General features: G+C 30.0%; 25 protein-coding genes. 9 read left to right on the forward strand and 16 right to left on the reverse strand.

The window, feature by feature from the left end:
• Nucleotides 1-9: 9 nt before the first annotated feature.
• The 6 genes from AJN56_RS08850 to AJN56_RS02150 form a co-directional block, all read right to left on the reverse strand.
• Entirely contained in the window at nt 10-657 is a 648-nt protein-coding gene (locus tag AJN56_RS08850; protein WP_002858554.1) for a DUF2920 family protein, read from the reverse strand.
• Nucleotides 627-1,238: a DUF2920 family protein gene (locus tag AJN56_RS08855; protein ID WP_011812723.1), complete on the reverse strand. Its 612-nt coding sequence runs from the start codon at nt 1,236-1,238 to the stop codon at nt 627-629. Before AJN56_RS08855 ends, AJN56_RS08850 begins: the two co-directional genes overlap by 31 nt.
• Before the next feature lie 61 nt (nt 1,239-1,299).
• On the reverse strand, nt 1,300-2,040 hold the full coding sequence (gene pstB, locus AJN56_RS02135) for a phosphate ABC transporter ATP-binding protein PstB (protein ID WP_002776307.1): 741 nt from the start codon (nt 2,038-2,040) through the stop codon (nt 1,300-1,302).
• A complete protein-coding gene (gene pstA, locus AJN56_RS02140; protein ID WP_002868909.1) occupies nt 2,037-3,125 on the reverse strand; it encodes a phosphate ABC transporter permease PstA in 1,089 nt (362 codons plus the stop codon). The genes pstB and pstA overlap by 4 nt, the downstream gene beginning before the upstream one ends.
• Complete coding sequence (gene pstC, locus AJN56_RS02145) at nt 3,122-4,036, reverse strand: phosphate ABC transporter permease subunit PstC (RefSeq protein ID WP_002776292.1); 915 nt, start codon at nt 4,034-4,036, stop codon at nt 3,122-3,124. The genes pstA and pstC overlap by 4 nt, the downstream gene beginning before the upstream one ends.
• 9 nt (nt 4,037-4,045) lie before the next feature.
• Nucleotides 4,046-5,041 (reverse strand): substrate-binding domain-containing protein, encoded by a 996-nt coding sequence (locus AJN56_RS02150; RefSeq protein ID WP_002868908.1) that lies wholly within the window; start codon nt 5,039-5,041, stop codon nt 4,046-4,048.
• A 179-nt stretch (nt 5,042-5,220) separates the two neighbouring features.
• Between AJN56_RS02150 and ctf the strand changes: the two genes are divergently transcribed.
• Genes ctf through AJN56_RS02170 form a run of 4 tightly spaced genes read left to right on the forward strand, consistent with a single transcriptional unit; the run spans nt 5,221 to nt 9,319 of the window.
• A complete protein-coding gene (ctf, locus tag AJN56_RS02155) occupies nt 5,221-5,724 on the forward strand; it encodes a non-heme ferritin (protein ID WP_002852256.1) in 504 nt (167 codons plus the stop codon).
• A gap of 42 nt (nt 5,725-5,766) precedes the next feature.
• Entirely contained in the window at nt 5,767-7,143 is a 1,377-nt protein-coding gene (locus AJN56_RS02160; protein WP_002872059.1) for an MBOAT family O-acyltransferase, read from the forward strand.
• On the forward strand, nt 7,144-8,154 hold the full coding sequence (locus AJN56_RS02165) for a GDSL-type esterase/lipase family protein (protein WP_002859968.1): 1,011 nt from the start codon (nt 7,144-7,146) through the stop codon (nt 8,152-8,154).
• Nucleotides 8,141-9,319 (forward strand): SGNH/GDSL hydrolase family protein, encoded by a 1,179-nt coding sequence (locus AJN56_RS02170; protein ID WP_002858547.1) that lies wholly within the window; start codon nt 8,141-8,143, stop codon nt 9,317-9,319. Before AJN56_RS02165 ends, AJN56_RS02170 begins: the two co-directional genes overlap by 14 nt.
• A 2-nt stretch (nt 9,320-9,321) precedes the next feature.
• Here the strand turns inward: AJN56_RS02170 and AJN56_RS02175 are convergent, their stop codons facing one another.
• The 5 genes from AJN56_RS02175 to ppk2 form a co-directional block, all read right to left on the reverse strand.
• A complete protein-coding gene (locus tag AJN56_RS02175) occupies nt 9,322-10,692 on the reverse strand; it encodes a TolC family protein (RefSeq protein WP_002875371.1) in 1,371 nt (456 codons plus the stop codon).
• Nucleotide 10,693: 1 nt separating this feature from the next.
• Nucleotides 10,694-12,619 carry an ABC transporter permease gene (locus tag AJN56_RS02180; protein ID WP_070246377.1) on the reverse strand — a complete coding sequence of 642 codons (1,926 nt, stop codon included), beginning with the start codon at nt 12,617-12,619 and terminating at the stop codon, nt 10,694-10,696.
• On the reverse strand, nt 12,619-13,791 hold the full coding sequence (locus tag AJN56_RS02185) for an efflux RND transporter periplasmic adaptor subunit (protein ID WP_002884110.1): 1,173 nt from the start codon (nt 13,789-13,791) through the stop codon (nt 12,619-12,621). Before AJN56_RS02185 ends, AJN56_RS02180 begins: the two co-directional genes overlap by 1 nt.
• Before the next feature lie 78 nt (nt 13,792-13,869).
• Entirely contained in the window at nt 13,870-15,060 is a 1,191-nt protein-coding gene (locus AJN56_RS02190) for a M20 family metallopeptidase (RefSeq protein WP_070246379.1), read from the reverse strand.
• Between the two features lie 8 nt (nt 15,061-15,068).
• Nucleotides 15,069-15,950, reverse strand: coding sequence for a polyphosphate kinase 2 (gene ppk2 / locus AJN56_RS02195; protein ID WP_002855028.1), 882 nt, complete (start codon nt 15,948-15,950; stop codon nt 15,069-15,071).
• 94 nt (nt 15,951-16,044) lie between these two features.
• On the opposite strand from ppk2, the gene dsbD reads away from it, so the two are divergent.
• From dsbD to AJN56_RS02210, 3 genes are read left to right on the forward strand one after another with little or no spacing between them, the layout of a single operon-like run.
• The gene (gene dsbD / locus AJN56_RS02200) at nt 16,045-17,748 is read left to right on the forward strand and encodes a protein-disulfide reductase DsbD (protein WP_070246380.1); all 1,704 of its coding nucleotides are present in this window, start codon (nt 16,045-16,047) and stop codon (nt 17,746-17,748) included.
• The gene (locus AJN56_RS02205; RefSeq protein ID WP_002856871.1) at nt 17,745-18,413 is read left to right on the forward strand and encodes an MOSC domain-containing protein; all 669 of its coding nucleotides are present in this window, start codon (nt 17,745-17,747) and stop codon (nt 18,411-18,413) included. The genes dsbD and AJN56_RS02205 overlap by 4 nt, the downstream gene beginning before the upstream one ends.
• A gap of 50 nt (nt 18,414-18,463) precedes the next feature.
• Entirely contained in the window at nt 18,464-19,807 is a 1,344-nt protein-coding gene (locus tag AJN56_RS02210; protein ID WP_002852070.1) for a sodium-dependent transporter, read from the forward strand.
• On the opposite strand, the gene AJN56_RS02215 is transcribed toward AJN56_RS02210, so the two are convergent.
• The 5 genes from AJN56_RS02215 to peb4 all read right to left on the reverse strand — a co-directional run bounded on the left by AJN56_RS02215 (nt 19,799) and on the right by peb4 (nt 25,033).
• Nucleotides 19,799-20,674, reverse strand: coding sequence for a 1-aminocyclopropane-1-carboxylate deaminase/D-cysteine desulfhydrase (locus AJN56_RS02215; protein WP_002855258.1), 876 nt, complete (start codon nt 20,672-20,674; stop codon nt 19,799-19,801). The genes AJN56_RS02210 and AJN56_RS02215 overlap by 9 nt on opposite strands.
• Nucleotides 20,661-21,614 carry an OmpA family protein gene (locus tag AJN56_RS02220; protein WP_002854811.1) on the reverse strand — a complete coding sequence of 318 codons (954 nt, stop codon included), beginning with the start codon at nt 21,612-21,614 and terminating at the stop codon, nt 20,661-20,663. Before AJN56_RS02220 ends, AJN56_RS02215 begins: the two co-directional genes overlap by 14 nt.
• The gene (locus AJN56_RS02225) at nt 21,611-23,053 is read right to left on the reverse strand and encodes a MotA/TolQ/ExbB proton channel family protein (RefSeq protein WP_002857090.1); all 1,443 of its coding nucleotides are present in this window, start codon (nt 23,051-23,053) and stop codon (nt 21,611-21,613) included. The genes AJN56_RS02220 and AJN56_RS02225 overlap by 4 nt, the downstream gene beginning before the upstream one ends.
• 94 nt (nt 23,054-23,147) lie before the next feature.
• Nucleotides 23,148-24,212 carry a class II fructose-bisphosphate aldolase gene (gene fbaA / locus AJN56_RS02230; protein WP_002856965.1) on the reverse strand — a complete coding sequence of 355 codons (1,065 nt, stop codon included), beginning with the start codon at nt 24,210-24,212 and terminating at the stop codon, nt 23,148-23,150.
• Entirely contained in the window at nt 24,212-25,033 is an 822-nt protein-coding gene (gene peb4 / locus AJN56_RS02235) for a peptidylprolyl isomerase PEB4 (RefSeq protein ID WP_002856774.1), read from the reverse strand. Before peb4 ends, fbaA begins: the two co-directional genes overlap by 1 nt.
• Before the next feature lie 80 nt (nt 25,034-25,113).
• On the opposite strand from peb4, the gene nth reads away from it, so the two are divergent.
• Nucleotides 25,114-25,740, forward strand: a complete 627-nt coding sequence (nth, locus tag AJN56_RS02240; protein WP_002857170.1) for an endonuclease III — start codon at nt 25,114-25,116, stop codon at nt 25,738-25,740.
• Nucleotides 25,737-26,387 (forward strand): DNA/RNA non-specific endonuclease, encoded by a 651-nt coding sequence (locus AJN56_RS02245; protein ID WP_002857159.1) that lies wholly within the window; start codon nt 25,737-25,739, stop codon nt 26,385-26,387. Before nth ends, AJN56_RS02245 begins: the two co-directional genes overlap by 4 nt.
• The last annotated feature ends 10 nt before the right edge of the window (nt 26,388-26,397 follow it).

A 26,397-nucleotide genomic window follows, 5' to 3' on the forward strand; every position in this document is an offset into this window, starting at 1 on the left:
TTAATATACTCAATTTGTTATATTTAAAATAATTTGATGATTTTCTTCTTTGAAAGTATACACTAGCTCATCACATTTATATGAGACTTCCTTCTTGCAAATTTTATCTTGCAAAGGTTCTTTTAATATTTGCAATAAATGTTTTTTAAAAAATAATTTTGTGCTCAATCCCATTCCATGATTTAAATTTTTAATAAACTTATTATCAACTTGTGAAATAGCAAAAAATTCTACTTTAAAATTTAATTCTTTTAAAATATGTACAAAATTTTCCTTATTTTTAAAAGGAGATCTTTCATCAAAAATACTATGATATAAAATATATTTTGGATTTGGGTATAAGCTTTGTATTATTAGATGTTCTTTGTTTAATGGTTCTCTTATGATTTTTCTAGCATTTGAAAAATAATTTTTTGAAAATTTATTATTATTCCAATAAGTTTTATCACTTAAATATAAAAATATATTTTTAAATAAAGTATCATCATATGTTCCATGATATCTAGTAAAATCGATTTCTTTTCCAAAACCTATAAGTCTAAAAATATTTCCAAACAAATTAACAAAAGAAGAATTATCTAATATAAAATCAATACTCCAAGGAGCTATTTTTGCACATAAATTTGCTAGATATCCACCATATGAATTTCCAAACAAAATCGTTCTAATACCCCCCCCCTCATTAGTTTAAATGGAGAATTTTCTTTTATATAAAAAATAGCATTTAAAATATCCATAGCTTGCATTATACCAAAATTTTGATATTCATTTTTAAATGGTAAAAAACTTACATGTGTTTTTAACTTATAGTTTTGATGTAATTGTTGATTTAATTTTAATTTTTGAATTTCTTGATCTATTCTTATAAAAGCATTATTTAGATTTTCATAAGAATTTATACCATAAACATTTATACATTTTAAATTTATAGCCTTTAAACTAGTATCTAAAATGAATTTATCTATATCATCCAAATAAAAACTAGAACCCAAATGAGGTCTATTTCCTATACAATGATAGTTAATATTAATAACAGCGACTTTATAATTTCTAGTCAAATAATCATCAATATAAATATAACTATTCATATCTTCAGCACCGCCTGGAATAATGCAGATTATAGCTTCTATTTCTTTACTATCATCATAAGTCAATCTAAATTCTAATTTACTTCCCCTTTTGATATTTAATTCTACATCATCACAAGAATCTATAGAATAAATTTGGTTTATAATCATATTAAACCTTTTTTTGGAAATTTTTAATTAATTATATCATCAAATTTCCAAAAAATAAATCTTATCCAAAAGCACCACTTAAATAAGCTTTGGTTTTTTCTTGCTTTGGATTTTCAAAAAATTCCTTGCTTTCTCCAAATTCTATAAGCTCACCTAGGTGAAAAAATGCTGTATAATCAGCTACGCGTTTGCCTTGTTGCATATTATGCGTAACCATGATCATAGAAAGATTATGGCTTAATTCTTTCAAAAGCTCTTCAATCACGCCTGAACTTATAGGATCAAGTGCAGAAGTTGGCTCATCTAAAAGCAAAAGTTTAGGTTTGATCGCTAAAGCTCTTGCGATACAAAGACGTTGTTGTTGTCCGCCTGAAAGAGCTAGGGCATTTTGCTTTAATTTATCTTTAACCTCTTCAAAAAGCCCCACTTTTTGCAAGCAATCCACCACCAAAGCTTCTTCTTCATCTTTGTTTTTAATCATACCATGAAGTTTTGGTGCATAAGAGATGTTTTCATAAATGCTTTTTACAAAAACATTAGGTTGTTGAAAAACCATGCCTACATTTTTACGCAAGGCTACTACATCTTGATTTTTAACATCTTTTCCTTCAATTTCCACTAAACCATCGATTTTTGCAATTTTATCATTCATTCTATTAAAACAGCGCAAAAAAGTGGATTTACCACATCCTGAAGCACCGATGAGTGCAGTAATTTTGTTTTGCTCTATTTGCATATTGATATCAAATAAAGCTTGTTTTTTTCCATAAAATAAATTTAAATTTGTTGTTTTTGCTATCACTTTAATTTTCCTTGAAAATATTTTCTTAATAATATTGCACTAAGATTTAACACAACTAAAAGTCCTAAAAGCACAATAATACCCGCTGCTGTTCTTTCTAAAAATGCACGCTCTGGCATAGCCGACCATGAGTAAATTTGAGCAGGTAAAACGCTAGTTGGATCAAAAATCGAACTAGCTACATCAGGGATAAATGCTATCATACCGATAATCATCAAAGGTGCAGTCTCTCCTATAGCCCCTGCTAAAGTCAAAATAGAACCTGTTAAAATCATAGGCATAGCCAAAGGTAACATAATACCTTTTACCATTTGAACCTTTGTCATACCTAAGGCATAAGCAGCATTTTTCATATTGATATCCACACTTTTTAAGGCCGCTTTGGTTGAAACAATGATAATAGGCAAACTCATGATCGCCAAAGTAAGCCCACCCACTAAAGCACTTGAACGAGGCATTCCAAAAAGATTGATAAACACTCCAAGTCCTAAAAGTCCAAACAAGATACTAGGAATACTTGCAAGGTTGTTAATACACACTTCTATAAAATGTGTAAGGATATTTTGTGGTGCAAATTCTTCTAAGTAAATTGCCGCTGCAACGCCTATAGGAACACTCACAACCATACAAACAAGCATAACAAGCAAAGTCCCTATAACTGAAGATAAAATTCCTGAATTTTCAGGAGATTTTGAGTCCCCATTTAAAAAGAAATTGCTATTAAATTTAAGCTCTATCTCGCCTTTTTGTACAAGATCATCGACTAAAGTTCTTTGTTTTTCACTAAGGCGATTATATTTTTGCTTCATATATTGATCTACTTCTGAATTTGCCAAAAGCCAAGATTTTTCAGCGATTTGTCCTGTTCTTATTTTTCTTTGTTCTGCGCGAGATAAAAGATCATAAGAAGGAGAATTTCTATTAGCCTCTACAAAAATATAGGTTTGCTTAAAAGCAGGAAATCCAAGATAAGCCACACTTCCTAAAAAGATACAAAGAAAAATTAAATTAATATAAAGCCCCATTTTACAAAGTCTTTTAAAAGACTTTGAAGCTTTTTGTCTTTTTTTAAAAAGTTTTTTCATAAATTTTTCCTTTTGTGAAAGCGATTGATAAGATAAACGCTAAACATATTGATGATTAAAGTGATGACAAAAAGCACCAAACCTAAAGAAAAAGCACTTAAAGCCAAAGAACTATCAAAAGCTTGATCTCCACTTAAAGCTTCTACGATTTTTACCGTTACCGTTGTCATATCTTCTAAAAAATTTAAAGTTAAATTTGGACGCAAAGAAGCTGCCATCACCACTATCATAGTTTCGCCTAAGGCTCTTGAAAGTCCTAAAAGACAAGCTGCAACTATACCAGGAATAGCCTCAGGTAAAATCACGGCAAAAACCACTTCTTTTTTTGTCATACCTAAAGCATAAGCGCCATTAATCCTTTTCTCGCTTACTGCTTCAATGCAATCTTGAGATAACGAAGCCACTATAGGTACTATCATGATCCCCATGATAAAACCTGCGCCTAAAGCACTTTGAAAGCTTGCTTGTATGCCAAATAAAGAAAAAAACCACACTATAAAAGGCGCTACAACTATAGCCGCAAAAAATCCAAAAACAACAGTAGGAATCCCTGCAATGATTTCTAAAATAGGTTTTAAGTAATTTTTAGATTTTTTGCCAGCAAAAACACCTAAATATATAGCACACATAACCCCTAAAGGTAAAGCCGTTAGCATAGCAATCAATGAAATATAAAAAGTTCCCCAAAAAAGCGATAGCGCCCCAAAAACACCTTGTTTACTCGTGCCATCTGCATTCATAAAAGCTGCATCAGCTGCCCACTGACTTGAGAATAAAAAGGTAACAACGCTTTCTTTTTGAAAGAATTTTAAAGCTTCAATTAAAATTGTAAGCATGATAGCAAAACTTACTATCACGCTTACAAAAGCACATAAAAAAAGTGCAAATTTGATTATTTTTTCTTTTAACAAAGTTTTTCCTTAAAAAACTTTTCCAGCTTTTACAAGCTCATCATTTAAAATTTTTCTATCTTCTACGTGTTTTTGAGAAGCTTTTAATTTATCATCACTCAAAGGAACAAGTCCTATTTTTTCAAGCTCTCCACCACTTTTTGCCAAATCATCACTCATATAAATTTTTGCAAAATCAAAGGCTTCTTTTGGATTTTTCTTAGCATTGATATAAATAAACAAACTTCTTGCAAGTTCGTATTTTTCATCTGCGATGCTTTCTTCGCTTGGCGTAACACCATCTATATTAGCAGCATTGATTTTGTCTGAATTGCTCACTAAAAAGCTATAACCAAAAATTCCAAAAGCATCCTTATCAATAGTAAGTTTTGAAACGATTAGATTATCATTTTCACCACTTGGGATATAAGCACCATCTTGGCGTATGGTTTTATACTCGCCTTTATACTCAGGAATTTTTTTAGACACATCACTCATTACAAGCTCTTCTATAGTATCTCTTGTTCCTGAACTTGATGGTGGACCATAAACACTAATTTTACGATTTGGTAAATTTTTATTGATTTGATTCCAGTTTGTATAAGGATTTGGTATAAGTTTTCCATTTTGTGGAATTTCTTTTGCCAATGCTAAGAAAAGTTCTTTTTTTGTGATATTTAATGGAGCATTGGTTTTATTTTGAGCTAAAACTATACCATCATAACCTATCATCATCCCTACTATATCAGTTACCCCTGCTTTTTTGCAAGTTTCAAATTCGCTTAATTTCATAGGTCTTGAAGCATTAGAAATATCAGTAGTTCCTTCACAAAATACCTTAAATCCACCCCCTGTTCCCAAGCTCTCTACTATAGGAGTTTTTGTATTTTTGATCGAAGCATATTCTTCAGCTACAAAAGAAGTAAAAGGATACACAGTCGATGAACCTGCGATTTTTAAATCTACTGCATTTAAAGCACCACAAAGTGCAAGACTTGTCACACTTAAAGATAGAATTTTTTTCATTTTTTCTCCTTAACTTTAAAAAAGTAATGGAAGTTTAAAAAAACTTGGAAACATTTTGGAAACATTTTTTATTTTGTATTTTTCTTAAATATAATTTTTAACTATCAAAAAATTTAGCTTGTTTTTAAAAAAATAATATATCATTATAAAACATTTTAAATTTTAATAAGGAGATAAGAATGCTTTCTAAAGAAGTTGTAAAATTACTCAATGAACAAATAAACAAAGAAATGTATGCAGCAAACTTATATCTTAGTATGAGTTCTTGGTGCTATGAAAACAGTCTTGATGGAGCTGGAGCCTTCTTGTTTGCACATGCAAGCGAAGAAAGCGATCATGCTAAAAAGCTTATCACTTATCTTAATGAAACAGATTCTCATGTAGAGCTTCAAGAAGTAAAACAGCCTGAACAAAATTTCAAATCTTTACTTGATGTTTTTGAAAAAACCTATGAACATGAGCAATTTATCACAAAATCAATCAATACTTTAGTTGAACACATGCTAACACATAAAGACTATTCTACTTTTAATTTCTTACAATGGTATGTAAGCGAACAACACGAAGAAGAAGCACTTTTCCGCGGTATAGTTGACAAGATTAAGTTAATCGGAGAACACGGAAATGGACTTTATTTAGCTGATCAATACATCAAAAATATTGCATTAAGTAGAAAAAAATAATCTTTGCCCTATTATGGGCAAATCTCGCTTTGGATTGAAGGTATGACTTATTTTTCTCTAGAATTTAGTATTTTAATGATAGCTTTTTTTGCTATTTATTGGACTTTTAAAAATGATTATAAAATACAAAATATTTTAATTTTAATTTTCTCTTATATTATTTATATTTTAATCAATCCTTATTTCGCCTTAGTTTTATTTATATATACCTTTTTTATACACTATTTCGCCTTGCTAATTTTTGTGCGTCGCAAGCGTTATATTTTCGCTACTTGCATGGCTTTTATTATTTTAAATTTATGTTTTTTTAAATACTTTCCTAGCATCAAAGGAAGTGTTGATGAGATATTAAATTTTTTCGGTTTAGAATTTTTAAATATTGATTTAGTATTACCAATAGGAATTAGTTTTTATACCTTTACTTCTATCACTTATCTTGTGGAAGTTTATCAAAAACGCCGTTTAGAAAGTTTTTTAAATTTAGCAACCTTCTTATCATTTTTTCCAACACTACTTTCAGGGCCTATTATGCGAAGTTCTTTTTTCTTTGAACAGGCCTATCAAAAACGCGAATTTAAACATGCAAATTTAATCATCATCTTGCTTGTTTTTGGTATAGTTAAAAAAGTTTTAATAGCCAATTACCTTGGAATTTATGCTAAAAGTATTTTAGACTTTCCACAATCTTATAATTTCATACAACTTTTAAGCGCAATTTACGCCTATGCAATTCAAATATACTGCGATTTTAGCGGATATGTTGATTTAGTTTGTGCTTTTGCTTTAATGTTAGGTTTTACCCTTCCGCCTAACTTTAACATGCCTTATCTTGCAAAAAACCTAAAAGATTTTTGGGCTAGATGGCATATCAGTCTTTCAACCTTTATAAGAGATTATATCTATATACCTTTAGGGGGCAATAGAAAAGGAATGCCACGCACTATAGTTAACATACTCATCGCTTTTATACTTTCAGGTATGTGGCATGGCAATACACTTGCTTTTATTGTTTGGGGTTTATTGCATGGTATTGGCATAGTTTTTATACATTTGCTAGCTTTAAGCAAATTTAGTTTACAAAAAATTCCAGCTTTAGGAAGATTTTTAACCTTTCAATTTGTATGTTTTACTTGGATTTTCTTTTACTATAGCAAAAATCTAGAAGATGCAATAGAATATTTTAAAGCTTGTTATTATAATTTCTTCCAAATTCCATCTTATAACGATATCTATATGTTGGTTGCTTTTGGGGTTCTTTTTATGATCTATCCTTTATTTATTAATTTTAAAGAATATTGCATTAAGATTTTAAATCTTACTCCATTTTTACTAAAACCTTTTATCATAGCTTTTATTTTACTTTTGGTTTTTGCTTTTATGCCAGATGGAATTCCTGATTTTATTTATTCGAGTTTTTAGATGAGTGTGGTTAGATTTTTCTTTATTTTGATTATAGTGCTTGGCTTGGTTGTTGTAGTTATGAATCAGAGCATTAGCTCTTATATAGAACAAAAATATCACTTTGCATTCTATCCTCATAATGATCTTTTAAAAGAAGCCAATGGCTTCAAAATTAAATTAGAACAAATTCGTGCAATTTTAAGCAACGAACCCTTGCCTCAAACTAATGAAGAAACTACAAATCAAGAAAATAAATCAATAGATGAAAACTTAAGTAAAATAGATAAAGTTCTAAACACTTTAGAAAATGATGAAAACACTTCTCATAAAGAAACAAATCCAACCTTAATCCGAGATGCAAATATTAGTTTTATCGACAATACCAAATTAGAACTACAAAATGGAGATGAGTTTTTATTTATCGGAGATTCTTTAATGCAAGGTGTTGCAATAGCCTTAAATAGAGATTTAAGAAATTTAAATCTTAAGGTAACCGATCTTAGCAAACAAAATACAGGCCTTTCTTATAAATCCTATTTTGACTGGTCAAAAGCCACCAATGAAGCTTTTATTAAAAACTCAAATATTAAATATCTTGTTGTTCTTCTTGGCGCTAATGATCCTTGGGATATTAAAAAAGGAGGAAATTACCATCGTTTTGGCTCCCCTTCTTGGATAGATATTTACACAAGTCGTGTAGATGAAATCATTAAAATCGCTAAAAAACATAAAGCCAAAGTTTTTTGGTTTGAAATCCCTCCTGTAAAAAAAGAAGATTTGAACAAAAAAATACAAGTGCTCAATAAAATTTACAGCGATGAAATTCTTAAAAATAAAGAAATTTTTATCAACACTAAGCTATTTTTTAGTGTCAATGATGAATACTCAGCTTATATAAAAGATGAAAACAATAGAAGTATAAAAGTAAGAACAGATGATGGGGTTCATTTTACTCCAAGTGGCGCAAGAGAAATGTCTAAACTTTTATTGGAACACATAAAACTTAAGGAAGAAAATGCTAGTAAATAAATTTAAAATTATCTTATTGTTTTTTATTATTTTTACTAGCTCTTATGCACAAAATTTAAATACAAATGACACAATAGATTCCATACTCAATCAAAACAAAAATCACTCTGCTTTAACAAGTTATGTATTAAAAAAAGATCTTAAAAATCTAGAAAAAAAATTAGAAAAAAATCAAAACATAGGAATTAGAATTTATGGAGATTCTCATATGGCGGCTGATTTCTTTCCGCGTGTCATAAGAGGATATTTAATCCGCTCTAACTCTATAGGTTTTGCCTATCCTTTACAGCCCAAATATCAACAAAATCTTAATCTTGTTTATTCTTATAAAAACTTTGAAATTTTAAACTCAAGAAATCCTGCTAATGCTGGACATAATTTTCCATTAGGTGGGATAATAGCCAAAGCAAAAATCAAAGGCGCAAAAATCAACCTTGATACAACCTTAGATAAAAAAAAATTCAAGATAGGATTTTTATTTAAAGCCAAACAAAATACCAATGCTTTTAGCATCAAAGATGCAAAAAACCAAAGCTATGAGTTAAGAACTACACAAATTAACAAATGGTCTTATAAAGAACTAGAACTTGATCTTCCTTTGCAAATTTCAGCCTTACAAAAAGATGCTGAGCTAGGAGGATATTTCATCACAAATAAAGATAATAATGTTTTCTTAGATACCATTGCAATCAATGGTGCCAAAAGTGATTTATGGCTCTCTTGGAATCAAACAGTTGTAAAAAAAGAACTAGGACTTTTACACAATGATTTAATTATTCTTGCCTATGGTTCTAATGATGCACTCTTTAAAGGGTTTGAAAAACAAAAATTCAAAAATAATTTAAAAAAATGGATTAGTATTTTAAAAACTTACAATAAAAACGCTGTTATCATGCTAATCTCTCCACCAACTGTAGTTCAAAAACAAGGTAAAAACTACAAGCTTGCTCCTGATTTTTTTACCATACGCAAAGCATTATATGAAGTTGCTAAAGAAGAAAAAACTCTTATTTTTGATATGCATCAGTTTATGCAAGATAGTGGGGGAAAAAACAAATGGATAGAACAAAAGCTTTCGCTCAATGATGTACATCTTACTATAAAAGGCTATGAGCTAATGGCTAAAAAGTTACTCGAGGATTTAAAAAATATCATCGATTATTAAATTTAATACTTAGGAAATTCTAAGTTTTTATCATTAAAACTTAAAGCTGTGATTTGATAGTAAGAATTAATGGTTTTTAAAAGATTAAATCTAGCTCTTAAAAATTCTTGCTGGGTAGAATTTAAAGTATTGTTTGCATCCAAATAATCTTTTAATTCACTTTTTCCTAAAATATATTTTTCATAATACGCCTTAGTGATAAGCTCTTGTTTAATGTTAATATTTTGCAAATTTTGTAAAAGCAAGGTGTCGCTTTGATAATCTTTATAATTTAACGCAAATTCATTCATCGCGCTTTGCAAAGTTTGCTCATAAGAAATTAAAAGTTGCTCATAAGTAAATTGTGAAATTTTGATATTTTGCTTTACTCTACCATAATCTAAGAAAGGTAAAGAAATCTTAACATTGCCACTTAAAATTTCAAATTTAAAACTATCATCGATTTTTTTATCACTTCCGCTTAATGCTCCACCTAAAGAAATACTAGGCAAAATAGATTTTTGCATGGAAGAATAATCCTTAAAAGCTGATTTTAAGCTATTGAGTTTAGATCTCACATCTGCACGGTACGCTAAAGCTTTTAAAGGTATATTAAAATCAGGACTTAAGGTTTTAAAATCATTTAAAGATAAAGTTTTAAAATACTCTATGTAAGCAAAACCTTCTTGCCTTGCCAATAAATCTTGTAAATTTTTTATGAGTAAATTACGATTTTGATCATTGCTTAATAAATTTTGTTTAGCTCTTAATAAGCTTTGTTCTATGTTTAAAAGATCTAATTCTTCTATTTTTCCAAGCTTGTATTTATAGTTATAAAGCTCTTTCATTTGTTCTAAATTTGAAAGATAAGCTCGAAGTAATTTATCTACATCGTTAAAATAAGCCAGCTCAAACACATCATTTAAAGCTGTATTGATCATACTTATTTTTAAATTTTCAAGATCATAAGCACTTGCTTTTGCACTAAATTCACTCGCACTTGCACTATCTCTTAATTTGCCATAAATATCAAGCTCATAGCTTAAATTTAAAGAATTATTGAAATTTTTACTTTGTTTGCCTGAATTTAAATCTTTATCCGCACCAAAACCCAAATTTCCACTTAAAGTCGGATATAAATCATAATCAATCAAATCAGCTCTAGCCAAAGCCGAAAGCAAAGTTTTTCTAGCAATATTAATATCACTATTATTCAATAAAACAAAATTTAGAAATTCATTTAATTTTGCATTATCATAAGATCTATACCAATCATAAGTAAGATTTAAATCTTTCATTTGTTCTTGAGTTAAATCAACTTCTTTAGGCAAGCTAAGTTTTACACCACAAGCGCTCAAGAAAAATGCTAAAAAAATGCTAAGTATTATTTTCATTTTATTCCTTTGATAATGCACTAATAGGATTTAAATTTGCTGCATTTCTTGCAGGGAAAAAACCAAAAACCACACCGATAAACATAGAACTTAAAAGTCCCAAAAGCACAGAATAGGCATTTAAAATCATAGGAAAATCCGTACTTAAAGTATTAAAAGCAAAAATAACAAAAATCGATAAAATCACACCTAAAATCGCCCCTATAGTACAAATCATAACCGCTTCGATTAAAAACTGCATCATAATATCTTCTCTTCTAGCCCCTATAGCCATGCGTATGCCTATTTCTCTTGTTCTTTCACTTACAGAAACAAGCATGATATTCATCACTCCTATACCCCCAACAATCAAAGCAATCACAGCCACACAAGCGGTAAGTATGGTTGTAGTGCGTTTATTTGCTGTAATAGCTTGCTTAAAAGTGTCAGAATTAAAAGTAAAAAAATCCTTTTGTCCGCGTTTAATTTCTAAAATTCTTATAATAGCATTTTCAGCCAAAGTTGAACTCACATCATCTTTAACCTTAACTATGATTTCACGCAAATTTCTATCTCCTGTAAGCTTATTCATCAGTGTTGTATAGGGTATATAAAGACGTACTACATTATCTTCTATAGGCTTGTCTGTATCTTTTTGCAAAACTCCTATAATCTTAAAAGGTTGAGAATTAAAAAGCACCACACGACCTAAAATATTTTCACTTTTTTCATCAGGAAAAAGATTTTTTTTAGCATTAAAATCCAATACAGCAACATTGATACTATTTTTTACATCATCATTATTTAAAATTCTTCCCGCATCTATCCTTAAACCTTCTATAGCAAAATTATTTACCCCTACTCCTTCAGCTCTTGCGCTTAAAGAAATATTGGTATAAGTTGCCACTCCTGAAGTATTTGAATGAGCATCAACTGCTTCTAAATATTCTAAAGATCTTAGCGTTTCTAAATCACTAAAATTAAGCCTTGTTTTACCCGAACGCAAATCCCCAAATCCTTTTCCAGGGCGAATTTCAATAGTATTTGTCCCAAGTCTTGCAATAGACTCAAGCACTTTAGCTTGAGAGCCTAATCCTAAAGCTACAACACAAACTACAGAAGCAATACCTATGATGATTCCAAGCATAGTTAAAATAGAACGAAGTTTGTGTGCAAGTATGGAAGAATAAGCTATCTTAAAACATTCAAAGGCTTGATTTTTAAGCAAAGTAAGTGTTTTTTTCTCTTTGGGCATTGTTTTTAAAATAAGTTTTTCTTGAGCTTTTTCCTTTTTAGTATCGCTTAAAATTTCTCCATCTTTAATCTCTATAACCCTTTTAGCTTGTGCTGCAATTTTTGGATCGTGAGTTACTAAGACTATAGTATGACCTTGCTCGTTAAGTTTTTGTAAAATTTCAAGCACCATAATACCGCTTTTACTATCCAAAGCTCCCGTTGGCTCATCAGCCAAAATAAGCTCTCCGCCATTGATTAAAGCTCTTGCTATAGAAACGCGTTGTTGCTGCCCTCCGCTTAATTCGTTTGGCTTAGAATCTAACTTGTGAGCTAATTCTAAATCATTTAAGAGTTTTTTAGCATTTTGACTTCTTTCTTGTAAATTTTTTCCCGCATAAACTGCAGGTAAAGAAACATTTTCTTTAGCACTAAGCAAGCTTAAAAGATTATATCTTTGAAATATAAAGCCTATTTTTTCACGCCTTAATCTTGCTTTTTCATCGTTATTAAGTTTAGTGACTTCATACTCATCAAAAACATAAGTTCCGCTACTTGGCGTATCTAATGTTCCTATGATATTTAAAAGTGAAGTTTTACCACTTCCACTTTGTCCTATAATAGCAACAAATTCACCTTTTTCTATACTTAAACTTACATTTTTTAAAATGGCATTTTCACCTATATTCTTGCAAATATTTTTAAGAAAAATCATTAAAATCTCAACTTCATTTTAGTGGCTAAGCCATCAGCACTTGAGCTTACTATCAATTCTTCATTTTCATTTACGCCTTCTAAAATTTGAGTATTGATAGAATCTTTAATGCCAAGTTTGACATATTTTTTAACAGCTTTTTGATTTTCTAAAATTTCAACATAATAACCTTTTGGATCGCTTTTAATTGCATAAGTTGGCACTGCTAAAACAGCCTTTGCACTCGCTACGACAATTTCATTTTGTATACTCATACCAATACGCAAAAAATCATCTTTATTGGCTACATAAAATTTTGCGTAATAATAAATAGCATTTGATGAGCTTGAGCTTGAAGAACTCGAACTTGATGAGCTTGAGCTTGTACTAGAATCACTCACTTCAGTATCAGCTGGATCTATACTTGCAATCTTAGCATGATAAGTTTTTTGAGGATCATTAAGCAAAGAAAAATCAAGCTCTGTTCCTACTTTTATCTTACTCACATCAGCCTCTGCTATTTCCATTCTTACTTCCATTTCGTCTAAATTAGCTATACGGACTATAGTAGGAGTGTTTTGATTAGCATTAACTGTTTGTCCTTCATCTACAGCTACATTAATCACAACACCATCCATAGGAGCAGTAATGGTTGTATAACCTAAATCTTTTTGTGCATTTTTAAGAGTGATTTCAAGCTGAACTACTTGAGCATTAAGCTCTGCAACATTGGCTTTTAAAGTATAATAATTATTTTTTTGAGTTTCTAAATTTTCAAGAGAACTTGCTTTAGCTGCATAAAGTTTTTGCTCTCTTTGATATTGCTTATTCGCAATCTCAAGGGCAACTTTTTTACTCTCTAAATTAGCCTTAGCACTTTCAAGCTGAGCTTTTGTAATATCTAAATCGTTTTGTTGTTTATCTTTATCAATTTGAGCGATCAAATCACCTTGCTTTACATGAGTTCCCACATCAACATAAAGTTTTATAATTTGTCCACTAACTTGAGCACCCACATCGACTTGATCTTTGGCATATACCTTTCCTACTGCCTCTATGGTTTGAGATATATCTTTTTTTTGTATTTTTTGAGTTAAATAGCTGATTTTTTCATCATTATTAAAAAAAATAAAATAAGCCCCAACACTTCCAAGTATTGCAATTAAAATGATTAAAACAATCTTCTTTTTCATAATAACAAATCCTAAAGAAAAATCAAGATTAAATTTTACTCATTTTTTGTGAATTTTTTGTGAATTTTTAATTCTATTTTATAAATTTAAAAATTCTAAAGCCATCATCACATCACCCTGCATTAAAACTTTTAAATTTTCATCATCCCAACAAAAAGTAGAACTATGATGCAAAGCTGGATGATTTAAATCCTTTGAAATTCCAACAAATACATAAGCCCCCATTCTTTCTCGTGTTAAAAAAGCAAAATCTTCAGCCCCCATGTCAGGTTTAGAAGAAACAATGATATTTTCTTCTCCTAAGACCTTTGCAAAAGCTTTTCTTGCTATTAAAACAGCTTTTTCATCATTAATCAATGGAGGAAATTCTTTAGTATATTTAAGCTTATAATCTCCGCCATTGGATTTTGCTGTAGCAGCAGCCACTTCTTCTAAAGAACTTTTTAAAATATCTTGCGTTTTATCATTTAAAAAGCGCACAGTTCCTTTTAAATAAGCATTTGTAGGAATAACATTATAAGTAGTTCCTGCACAAATTTGACCTACGGTAATCACCCCTGCTTCATAAGGGGCTAAACGTCTAGAAATAACACTTTGTATATTATTTACAAATTGCGTTGTCATAATTATAGGATCTATACAAGTGTGCGGATGAGCTCCATGCCCTCCTCTGCCAATAAATTCCAAATCAAAAATATCCGTTCCAGCCATCATTTCACCACTTACAATTTGAGCAGTATTTTCAAGCAAAGGCCCCCATAAATGACAACCAAAAACTGCATCAACATAAGGATTTTCCAATACACCTGATTCTATCATAGGTTTAGCTCCACCGCTTCCCTCTTCTGCGGGCTGAAACATAAATTTAATCGTGCCACAAAATTCATCTTTAAGCTCATTTAATATCAAAGCAGCTCCCAAAAGCCCTGCTGTATGTCCATCATGTCCACATGCATGCATCTTACCATCAATTTTTGAAGCATAACTTAGATTAGTTTTTTCTTGTACAGGCAAAGCATCCATATCCGCTCTTAAAAGAACGCATTTTGGTTTTTTCTGACTCTTCTTTTTTCCTTCTATAGTAGCTAAAATTCCTGTTTTTGCAATATTTTTTTGATATTTAATGCCAAACTCATCTAAAATTTTACACACTAAACGAGCTGTATTTTCTTCTTCAAATTCAAGCTCAGGATGCATATGAATTTGATGTCTTAAATCAACTACTTTATCATAGTACTTTAGTGCTAAATTTTCAACCAGCTTTTGCATTCTTTTCCTTAATCTAAATCTTTTATTTTCTCATCTGCTTTTTTACTGTCAAGTTTTTCCAAATTCGCCTCCATTTTTCGTATTTCTTCTTCTCCACTACGCACTAATTTTGCATCAATTTTGGAAAAATCTCCAGTTTTTTTATTTGGATATTCTACCTTAGAAAGTATAAAACGCAATAAATTTAATCTTGCTTTTTTCTTATCATCAGAAGAAATAATAGTCCAAGGACAAGTTGGAGTATTAGATGCTAAAAGCATAGAGTATTTAGCTAAAGTATATTTATCCCATAATTCTTGCGATTTTTGATCCACAGGAGATAATTTATATTGTTTAAGCGGATCGCTTCGGCGTTTTTCAAAACGTTTTTTTTGCTCATCTTTTGATACTGAAAAATAAAATTTAAAAAAAATAATATCACTATTTGAAATCATATTTTCAAACAAAGGCACTTCTCTTAAAAAATCTTTATGTTGTTGCGGTGTACAAAAACCCATAACCGGTTCTACTCCTGCACGATTATACCAAGATCTGTCAAAAATCACAATCTCACCGGCCGAGGGCAAATGTGCTATATAACGCTGAAAATACCACTGTGTTTTTTCCACATCACTAGGTTTTTCAAGAGCCACAACGCGGCAACCACGCGGATTTAAATGCTCAATCAAACGTTTAATCGCCCCACCTTTTCCAGCCGCATCACGCCCTTCTATAAGTATAAGAACCTTTAAACCCTTGGCTTTAACATGATTTTGAAATTTCAAAAGCTCAATTTGCAAATTCTTTAAATCTTTTTCATATTCTATTGTACTTTTCTTTCTTTTAACAGAAACATAAATTTCATTCTTTTTAACAACCGCTTGCGTTTTTGGAGAATTATTTTCTTGCATTTTCAAACCTTTATAAAGTATTTAAAGCAAATTTACCATAATAAATTATAATTGAAGTTAAAAATAAAGGAAAAAATAAGCTTTTAGGAAATTTATGCGTATTTTTGGTATTATTTTATTAAGTTTTTGTTTATGTTTTGCTTCTATATTGTCTTTAAATGAAGCTTTTAATGTAAAATCAAACTCTTATAATAACTCTATCTCAATTGATATTGAACTTGGAAAAGATATTTATCTTTATTCTAATAAACTTAAATTATATATAAACGAAAAAGATATAAGTTCTTTGATTAATCTACCTCAAAGTTCTACAAGAGGTAATGAAAATGTTTATTATCAAAAATTAAATTTAGCTTTGCCAAATTTATTACTAGAGCACTTTGCAAAAAATACCACAAATTTAATCAAACTCGAATTTCAAGGTTGTTCTGAACAAGGCTTGTGTTATAATCCTCAAACTTGGTACTTTGATCTCATTTCTAAAAAAGATGCTTTTGAAATTTCAAAACCTTACAAAGCTCAAAAAACAGATAAAAAAACTAAAATTGAATCTGAAGAAAGCTCTATAGCAAATTTTTTAGCAACAGATAACTTTTTTTGGATTTTGCTAAGTTTTTTTGGCTATGGACTTTTACTCTCCTTAACACCTTGTATTTTACCTATGATTCCGATTTTATCTTCTCTTATCGTAGCAAAAAGTAATGCTAAATTTTCAAAAAAATATAGTTTTTTTCTCTCTTTTATCTATGTTTTTTTCATGTCTTTAGCCTATGCTATTGCTGGAGTTATAGCAAGTTTTCTAGGAGCAAGTATTCAAGGAATTTTACAAAAACCTATTATTTTAATTCTTTTTGCTCTAATTTTCATAGCTTTTGCTTTTGCTATGTTTGGAGCTTTTCGTTTTGAATTGCCATTAAGATTTCAAACCTTTATACATAAAAAAAGCGAAAAAGGGAAGGGAGTTGTAGGTATAGCCATCATGGGATTTTTATCTGCTTTAATAGTAGGTCCTTGCGTAGCAGCTCCTTTAGCAGGTGCTTTAATTTATATAGCCAATACAGGCAATGCTTTATTAGGTGGTAGTGCACTTTTTATCATGAGTTTTGGCATGGGTATACCTTTGCTTTTCATAGGCTTAGGATTAGGTTTTATTAAACCTGGTTTTTGGATGGAAAAAGTAAAAATTTTCTTTGGTTTTGTTATGTTGGCTATGGCTATTTGGATACTTTCTAGAATTATTGAAGAAAATTACATTTTAATTGCCTATGGAATTTTAGGTGTATTTTTTAGTGTTTTTATGGGAATTTTTGAAAAAAGTTTTACAATAATTTCTAAAATTAAAAAAAGTATTTTAATTCTTATTTTAGCTTATTCTCTAAGTATTTTCCTAGGAGGACTTTTTGGGGCTAAAAATTTCTTAAATCCTTTAAATTTCAATACTATATCTGCCTCAAAACATGCTTTAAGCTATGATTATATCAACAATTTTGAACAATTAAAGCAAGAAATACAAACAAATACAAAGCCCATAATGCTTGATTTTACTGCATCTTGGTGTGAAAATTGCAAACTTTTAGATGAATTAACCTTTAGCGATGAAAGAATCATACAAAAAATGCAAAATTACAAACTTATCAAAGTTGATGTAAGCGAAAATAATAATGAACAAATTAAAACCATGAAAGAATTTAATGTTTTTGGTCCACCTGTTTTAATTTTCTTTGAAAATGGAAAAGAAAAATTAAAAATCACGGGTTTTATCAGTGCTGATGATTTATTAAAAAAACTAGAACCATGAAAATTCAAAGTTTGCAAATAGGGAAAATTAAAAACTATAAAAATTTCCAAAGCGCATTTATTAAAGATACTTACCTAGAAGAAACACAAATTGATTTTCTAGGTATTTTAGATGATCAAATAGCTGATAAAATTCATCATGGAGGCTACCATAAGGCTATTTTTGCCAACTCTTGTCAAAACTATCCTATATGGGAAAGATTTCTTAATAAAAAGCTAAATTTTGGCTCAATGGGTGAAAATTTGAGCATCGATGGGCTTTGTGAACAAAATGTTTGCATAGGTGATATACATCAAATTTCAAATGCAATACTGCAAGTAAGCGAACCTAGAAAACCTTGTGTAAAAATTTCTAAAATTCACAATAATTCAAATTTTACACATGAAATTTTTAAAACGGGCTTGAGTGGATGGTATTATAAAGTTTTACAAGTTGGACAAATACGAAAGTATGAAAATATTAAAATTTTAGAAAAAAATTCTACTTCACTTAGTGTATTTGAACTCAATCAACTTTTTTACTCCCCACATCAAGCTCTTAGACAAAATCCGATTTTATTAGATAAATTAGAAAAATTAAACTCTCTCATATCTCAAAATTGGCACGAAACGATACACAAACGCTTAAAAAATACTTACGATATAAGCTATATGGATAGCTTATAAGTTTTTAAAGTTATTTTTAGGTAAAATAATTCTTTTTCGAAAGGATAATCATGCAAAGACAAACATGGAGTAGTACACTAACTTATATTCTAACAGTTGCTGGAGCAACCATAGGATTTGGAGCAACTTGGCGTTTTCCCTATCTTGTAGGAGAAAATGGTGGCGGTGCTTATGTATTAGTTTTTTGTATAGCTATGATTATCATAGGCATTCCTGTTATTTTAGTTGAAAATGTCATAGGCAGAAAAGCGATGACAAATAGCGTAGATGCTTTCAAACAAAAATGGCAAAGTATTGGATATATGGGACTTTTAGGAAGCTTTGGCATAATGGCTTACTACATGGTACTTGGAGGATGGGTTTTAGTTTATATTTGGGAATTAACCCTAGGGAATTTTAGTCTTGCCAATGTAGTAAGCAAAGAATTTACTCATCAGTTTTTTAACGACAAAATAGCCTTCAATCCTTTAGGAGTTGGTATTTTTACCACTGTTTTTGTAATTATTAATTATATTATTTTAAAAAGAGGCATTATAGATGGTATAGAAAAATCCGTAAAATTTTTAATGCCTTTGTTATTTATCTGTCTTATTATTGTTGTAGGACGCAATTTAACCCTTGATGGAGCTATGGCTGGAGTTAAATTTTATCTTGAACCTGATTTTAGTAAAATTTTATCACCAAAACTTTTAATCGATGTTTTAGGACAAGTCTTTTTTGCTTTATCCCTAGGTTTTGGAGTAATGATAACACTTTCATCTCATCTTAATAAAAATGAAAATATGGCAAAAACCGCTATTTATACAGGGGTTTTAAATACCATCATAGCTGTTTTGGCTGGTTTTATGATTTTTCCAGCACTTTTCTCAGCGGGACTTGCTCCAGATAGCGGGCCTTCTTTGGTTTTTGAAACTTTACCTATAGCATTTTCTCATATCCATTTTGGCACCATTGTGTGTATTTTATTTTTTGTCTTACTCTTGATTGCAGCTTTAACCACAAGCTTGCCAATTTATCAAGTTATTATTAGCGTATTAGAAGAAAAATTTAAATATTCTAAAAATCTTTCTATTAACCTAACTCTAGGGTTTATCTTCATACTTGGCAATCTTCCTTGTATTCTAACTTATGGGCCTTGGCGTGATATTGTTATCATCAAAGGAAAAAACATTTTTGATAGTTTTGATTTCATTAGTGGAAATATTTTGTTTGTTTTAACTGCATTTTTTTGCTGTATTTATGTAGGTTGGATTTTAGGCAAACAAGAAAGTCTAAAAGAACTTAGCAATAACAATACACTTAAAAGTTCATGGTTTGGAATTTGGTTTTATTATGTAAAATATATAGTACCTTTGATTATTTTAATCATTTTTATCTATGGAATTTTAAACTAATTTTTTAAATTTATATCTCTCTAACATAGTGGAATTTCCTAAAATTCCACCTTGATGTATATAAAGCAATGGTTTTTTCCACTCTTGTTTTAATGCTATACTTAATCCTAAAATATCATACAACAAGTCAAATTCTATATTGCACTTTAACTTTAAATCCATATAAAGCTCATAAAATTCTTTATACGGCTTAGCAAAGTGATATTTTTTATCACTTGTTAAAAATTCTAAATTTGAAAAATCATAGCTTGGATCTAATGTTAAAATTTGTTTTTTAAGATATTTAATATCACCTACACAAGCGCAAGTAAATACTTTAAATTTAGAATACTTTGCCAAAAAAGCTGCCGAAGTGCCTGTACCCGAAGGTAAAAAAATATCAAAATCAAGCTTTAAACTTTGACTTTGCATTTGAATTTCTTGAGCAAGTTCCATATAGCCATATTGAGCTTCTAAATTAGCTATGCCTTGTTCTATAAAAATATCATCTTTTTTACACAAAGACAAAGCAAATTGCTTTAAGGATAAAGAATGGATATTTTCTACAAAATCAACACCATTTTCTAAAGCTAAAGCATAGTTTCCACAAGGATTATTCTTAAGAAAAGTAGAAATTTTTTCACAAGCAAAAACAAGCTTATATGATCTTTGTTTAGCAAAAATACTTAATGCCGCCAAAGCATTACTTTGGCTTCCTCCATAACTTACAAAAGATTGATTTTTAGGATATCTTTGATGGATATAAAAAGCAAGTTTCCTAGCTTTATTTCCATTAATTTCCCCTAATAAATCATCTCTTTTAATATAAAATTCAAATCCGTTGAAATTGATTTTTTGTATAGGACTAATTGTTTTAATGAAATTCAAAGAATTTTTCTACATCCTTTAAAGCATTATCATTTTTAATGCTAAATTTTATTTCTATGCGACGACTCTTGTCCTTATCTTCAACTCCGTTGACAAACACAGGATCTGAAAAAGAACGTCCACTTGCCATTAAAAGCTTTTGAAGCTTATCACTCTTATAAAAAGTATAGATAAAATTCATCACCTCATAAGCTCTTTTTTGCGACAAATCTAAATTATAAATATAAGATCCATCACTATCAGTATGTCCTTCAATAATGATATTTTCAATGTTGGAAAAAATTTTTGGATCTTCAAGAATAGCATCAAAATATTCGCTTAAGATTTTTCTCAAACTTGCCTTTGCCTCATTTTTTAACACATAAGAATCTTTATCAAAAAGTACTTCAGCAGGCAAAGAAATAGATCCTGTCTTTTCATCTATAGTGATATTATTATCAAGTTTGCTTTGCAATTCCTTGCTTAAATTTTCACGAATAAAACCAAGATTTTGCACCTTTTCTTTAGCTTTTTGAAAATCTTCTTGTAAATTTTTAAGCTCTTCATCTTTTTTCTCTAGTTGACCTAGTAAAATCAAAATTTGCTTATCTTTATTATCTAAAGTTGAGTTTAAATCTTTGCTTAACTGCTTGTAATTTGTAATATTAGCCTCTAATTCTGCTTTTTGAGAATTAGCAAGATTTAAAGCACTAGAAGCATTGTTTAAATCAGAACTTAGTTTAAACACTATGGCTTCTTTATTTCTAAGCTCTTCTTTGCTCTCCTCTAAGCGTGCCTCTTGTTTATTGAGATTGTCTTTGATTTCTTTTAAATCACTTTGAGTTAAAACATATTTTACAACAATAGCACCTATTAGCAAAATAAAAACAAACAGCAATCCTGCCATTAAATCAGCATAAGCTATCCAAAAATTGCTATCTTCTTTTGACTCATTTTTCATTTATTTTCTTTATCTTCGTTTTTTAGCTCATCATTGCTTTCTTGCTTAGATATTTCTGCTTGAATTTCATCTTGATTTTCTTCAGTCTTAGACTCTGAAAAATCTTCTATTTGTTTGGTTTCATTTCCTTTATTCTGATTTTCATCCCCAGAAAGCTTGCTCATCATTTGACTTGTTTCTTCATCAAGTGCTTTCATTTCTTTTTTAAGCTCATCCATCATTTTGATTTTAGCATCAATACTTTTTTCTTCTTCATATACTTCTTTAAATTTATGCATACCTTCAAACAAGCTTGCTTTAAATCCCTCAAAAACCTTTTCTTGACTTTCCAACATTGCTTTTTCATAAAGTTCAAAATTTTTACCAAAACGCTCTACTTTTTCATCGAATGCACTTAGCGTCTTATCAAGATGATGAATTTTATCACTACTGATATCGAGCAAGCGATTATATTGTTCTGACATTCTTGTATTGATTTCTTTTAAATTTTGATTGAGCAAACCTATACCATTTAACATTTCACTATAAAGCTTTCCAAGATCGCGTTGATCTCTTTGTGCTTTACTAAGCTCACCCATGGTTTGTTTGATGTGTTCACCACTTAATCTAATAGCCTTTTCTTCTATATTTAGCATATCTTGGAAAATACCAAATTTTCTATCAATAGCATGATCAAGCTCTGCAAAAAAATCATCATTACTAACTTGTTTAAAAATTGCTCCAATTTTTTCAAAATGTTGCAAACTCTCAGTTAAATATCTTTGATCAAGCTCTTCTTTTGTCCAAAAAAATCCACTTGTAGCGTTTTTTTGACGATTTAGCAAACGATCTATTTTGCTTTTACCATATTTTTCAAAAAACATCCACCATAATGCAAGAAAAATTCCATAAATTGAAACATAAAAAGCAGTTCCCACTCCACTTAACAAATCTGCAATTTCTTGTTCTAAAGCGGCTGTATCACTAGAACTAAAATTTGGCATTGAAAAAGCTATACTGATAAAAGTTCCTAAAATTCCCATCATTGGAAAAATTGCCGAACCTATACTAGCAAAATTCTCATTTCTTGCACCCTTAATATATGTATAAGCAAAGTCATCAAAATTGGCATTTGATTTCGTGTCTTTCCCTATGGCAAGAAAATGCCTCATAATATGTCTTTTTAAAGCCTGTTTAAATTCATCTTTTTGTTGTTCAAAAATACTATACGCATACTCAGCACTATGTCTAGCAAAAATCAATGCTGTAAAAAAAATCACACCTGTCATAATAACCGTATGTAATTCGACCTTAAAGTCAATTACATTAAAATAACCCAATAAAATCAAAATATAAAGAAAAGCTGGAATAAAAATAATTTTAAAATAAACCAAAGAACCTCTTGCATCTTTGCCTTCAGGCAAAACAAGTTCTGAAATTTCATCTGATTTAATATCCATGAAACCAATACCTCATTAAAAATTTTATTTTAAAGATTGCTACTTAATTTGATAAAAATTTTTAAAACAAAATAAAACTAAGCCTTTAAAATGCTTAGTTTTTGTTTATACAGTTTAAATCTTCAAAAGCGATTTCAAGACGTTTTATCATGCTTTCTTCACCGCTTCTTAACCAAACACGCGGATCATAGTATTTTTTATTTGGCTTGTCATCACCTTCTGGATTTCCAATTTGTCCTTGCAAATAAGCCCTATTTTTAAGTTCATATTCACGCACCCCATCCCAAAAAGCCCATTGAGTATCTGTGTCAATATTCATCTTAATTACGCCATAGCTTACTGCATTTTTAATATCTTTTAGCTCACTACCGCTACCGCCATGAAATACAAAATTTATAGGCTTATCGCTATTTAAAGCAAATTTATCTTTTACAAATTTTTGCGAATTTTTTAAAATTTCAGGTTGTAAGCTAACATTTCCTGGCTTGTAAACTCCATGTACATTTCCAAAGCTTGCTGCGATTGAAAATTTATCACTAATTTTTCCAAGTCTTTCATATGCAAGAGCTACATCTTCTGGTTGGGTATAAAGCTTGGAATTATCAATACCTGTATTATCCACTCCATCTTCTTCGCCACCTGTACAACCTAGTTCTATTTCAAGCGCAACACCTAAAGCATCAAGTTTTTGAAGATAAACTTCACAAGTGCTAAGATTTTCTTCTAAACTTTCTTCGCTAAGATCAAGCATATGAGAACTAAATAAAGCTTGTCCATGGGTTTTTTTATATTGTGCATTTGCCTCAATAAGCCCATCAATCCAAGGCAAAAGTTTTCTTGCAGCATGATCAGTGTGTAAAATCACAGGTACACCATAAGCTTTAGCAAGTAAATGCACATGTTTAGCCCCACTAATTGCACCTAAAACTTCTCCATTAGGACAATTTTTCCCTGCATAAAATTTTGCCCCACCATTTGAAAACTGAATAATAACTGGAGAATTAACTTTTTTTGCAGCCTCTAAAACCGCATTAATAGAATCAGTTCCTACAACATTAACAGCAGGGATAGCAAAACCCTCTGCTTTAGCATAGTCATAAACTTTATTAAGCTCATCTCCGCTAATCACCCCTGCTTTTACAATGTCTAAAACACCCATTATTTATATTCCACTTTAGCACTATTTAAAAGATCTTGGCCTTTTTGATTGATAACTTTTTTAAATTCTTCAAATTTAAGTCCGTTTTCAATACCTTGTTTTACTTCATCAAATTTGATTTGACCTTTAGCCTGCGAATTTTCTTTTAAGATTACATGATAACCAAAATTCGTTTTTACTGGAGTTGTAGTAATAGTACCATTTTTAAGTGCGAAAGCAGCATCTGTAAAAGGCTTTACCATAGTTGATTGATCAAACCAACCAAGCTCACCACCTTGGTTTTTTGAACCTGGATCAATTGATTTCTCTTTAGCAAGCTCGCTAAATTTAGCATCTAGTTCTTTACCTTTTAAACCTTTAAGTTCGTTAATAATATCCTTAGCTTCTTTTTCTGTCGCTACTAAGATATGTTTTGCTTGCACTCTTGCAGGTTTTACATATTTGTCTTTATTTTGATCATAAAAAGCTTTAACTTTAGCCGCATCAATTTTAATAGTATTTAAAATTTTCTCTTGATAAACATTAACAAGTATTGCATCTTTTGCACGATCAAGTTCTTTTGTGTATAAAGGATCTTTTTCTAAATTTTGTTTTTTAGCATCTTGCAAAATTAAATCTTGCATAATATATTGCTGAATAAGAGCTTTTTTTTGATTATCTGGCAAAGTTTTAAAATCCTGTCCTCTAAGCATAGGGGCAAAAAATTCACTTACTTCTGCATCACTAATGCTCTTGCCATTAACAGTGGCTACTGTAGCTGCATTTACATTTAAAGCTACACCTGCAATCAAAGCTGCTGCGACTAAAGAAAATTTTTTCATTAGGTTTCCTTTTTAATAAAATGTATATAAAATCAATTATATCTAAACTTGGTTTAAAGCTAATTAACTAAAATTAAAAAATGAAAAGAAATTTAGAAATCAAAGAACTTTTTTTAAAACATTTTGACAAGCCTGTAACAGAGCTTAAATTTTCAAATTTATATGAGCTTTTAGTCTGCGTAATGCTTTCAGCCCAATGCACTGATAAAAGAGTCAATCTCATCACTCCTGATCTTTTTAAAGCTTATCCTGATATCAAATCCCTTGCAAATGCAAATTTATCAAGTCTTAAAACCTATATACAAACTTGTTCATTTTTTAATAATAAAGCACAAAATCTTATAAAAATGGCAAAAGCAGTTTGTGAAAATTTTGGCGGAGAAATTCCCCTTGATGAACAAAATTTAAAATCCTTAGCAGGCGTAGGACAAAAAACCGCTCATGTAGTTTTAATAGAATGGTGCGGAGCAAATTTCATGGCTGTAGATACTCATGTTTTTAGAGTTTCTCACCGCTTAGGACTTAGCAAGGCAAAAACTCCAGAAGCTACAGAAGAAGATTTAACAGGCATATTTAAAGACAATCTTAACTATCTTCATCAAGCCATGGTTCTTTTTGGACGCTACACCTGTAAAGCTAAAAAACCTTTATGTAAAGAATGTTTTTTAAATCATCTTTGCAAAAGTAAAGATAAGGAACTTAAATGAAAATTTTCATCTTTTTACTCGCTATATCTCTTAATATTTTTGCCTTAGAACCTTACAAACCTAGTGCTGATTTTTCTTCTTATTTTAACAATATAAATTGCTCGCAAATCTTAGATAAGTTTTTTTATCTAAATTGCTATGATTATAAACTCAAAGGCACAAAAGCCGTTGCTTATAAAGTAGAAGCTTCAAATTTAAAAGATAAACAAATCAAAAAACGCCCTCGCTTTGAAGATGATACAAATATTCCTAAAAAATACCGCACTACTTGGAGTGATTATAAAAACAGTAGTTACACACGAGGACACACTGCGCCTAATGCTTCTTTTAGCTTTAGTAAAGCTGCTCAAAATTCAGTATTTTTAATGAGCAATATTACCCCACAAATTGCACAAATAAATAATAAAATTTGGAATGAAATCGAGCAAAGAGAAAGAAATTTGGCTTTCAAATTTCAAAGTATCGAGGTTTTAAATTTGGTACTTTACGATAAAGAACCACAATACATTAAAAACCGTATTGCTATACCAAGTTTTTATGTAAAAATTATTAAAACTCCGAAATTTAAAGAATGCTATCAAGTACCAAACCATGAAGTAAATAATGAAAATATTAAACAGTATCAAATAAATTGTGATAAATTTTAAGGTATAAATT

This window comes from Campylobacter sp. BCW_4319, assembly GCF_001764435.1.
GTDB lineage: Bacteria > Campylobacterota > Campylobacteria > Campylobacterales > Campylobacteraceae > Campylobacter_D > Campylobacter_D jejuni.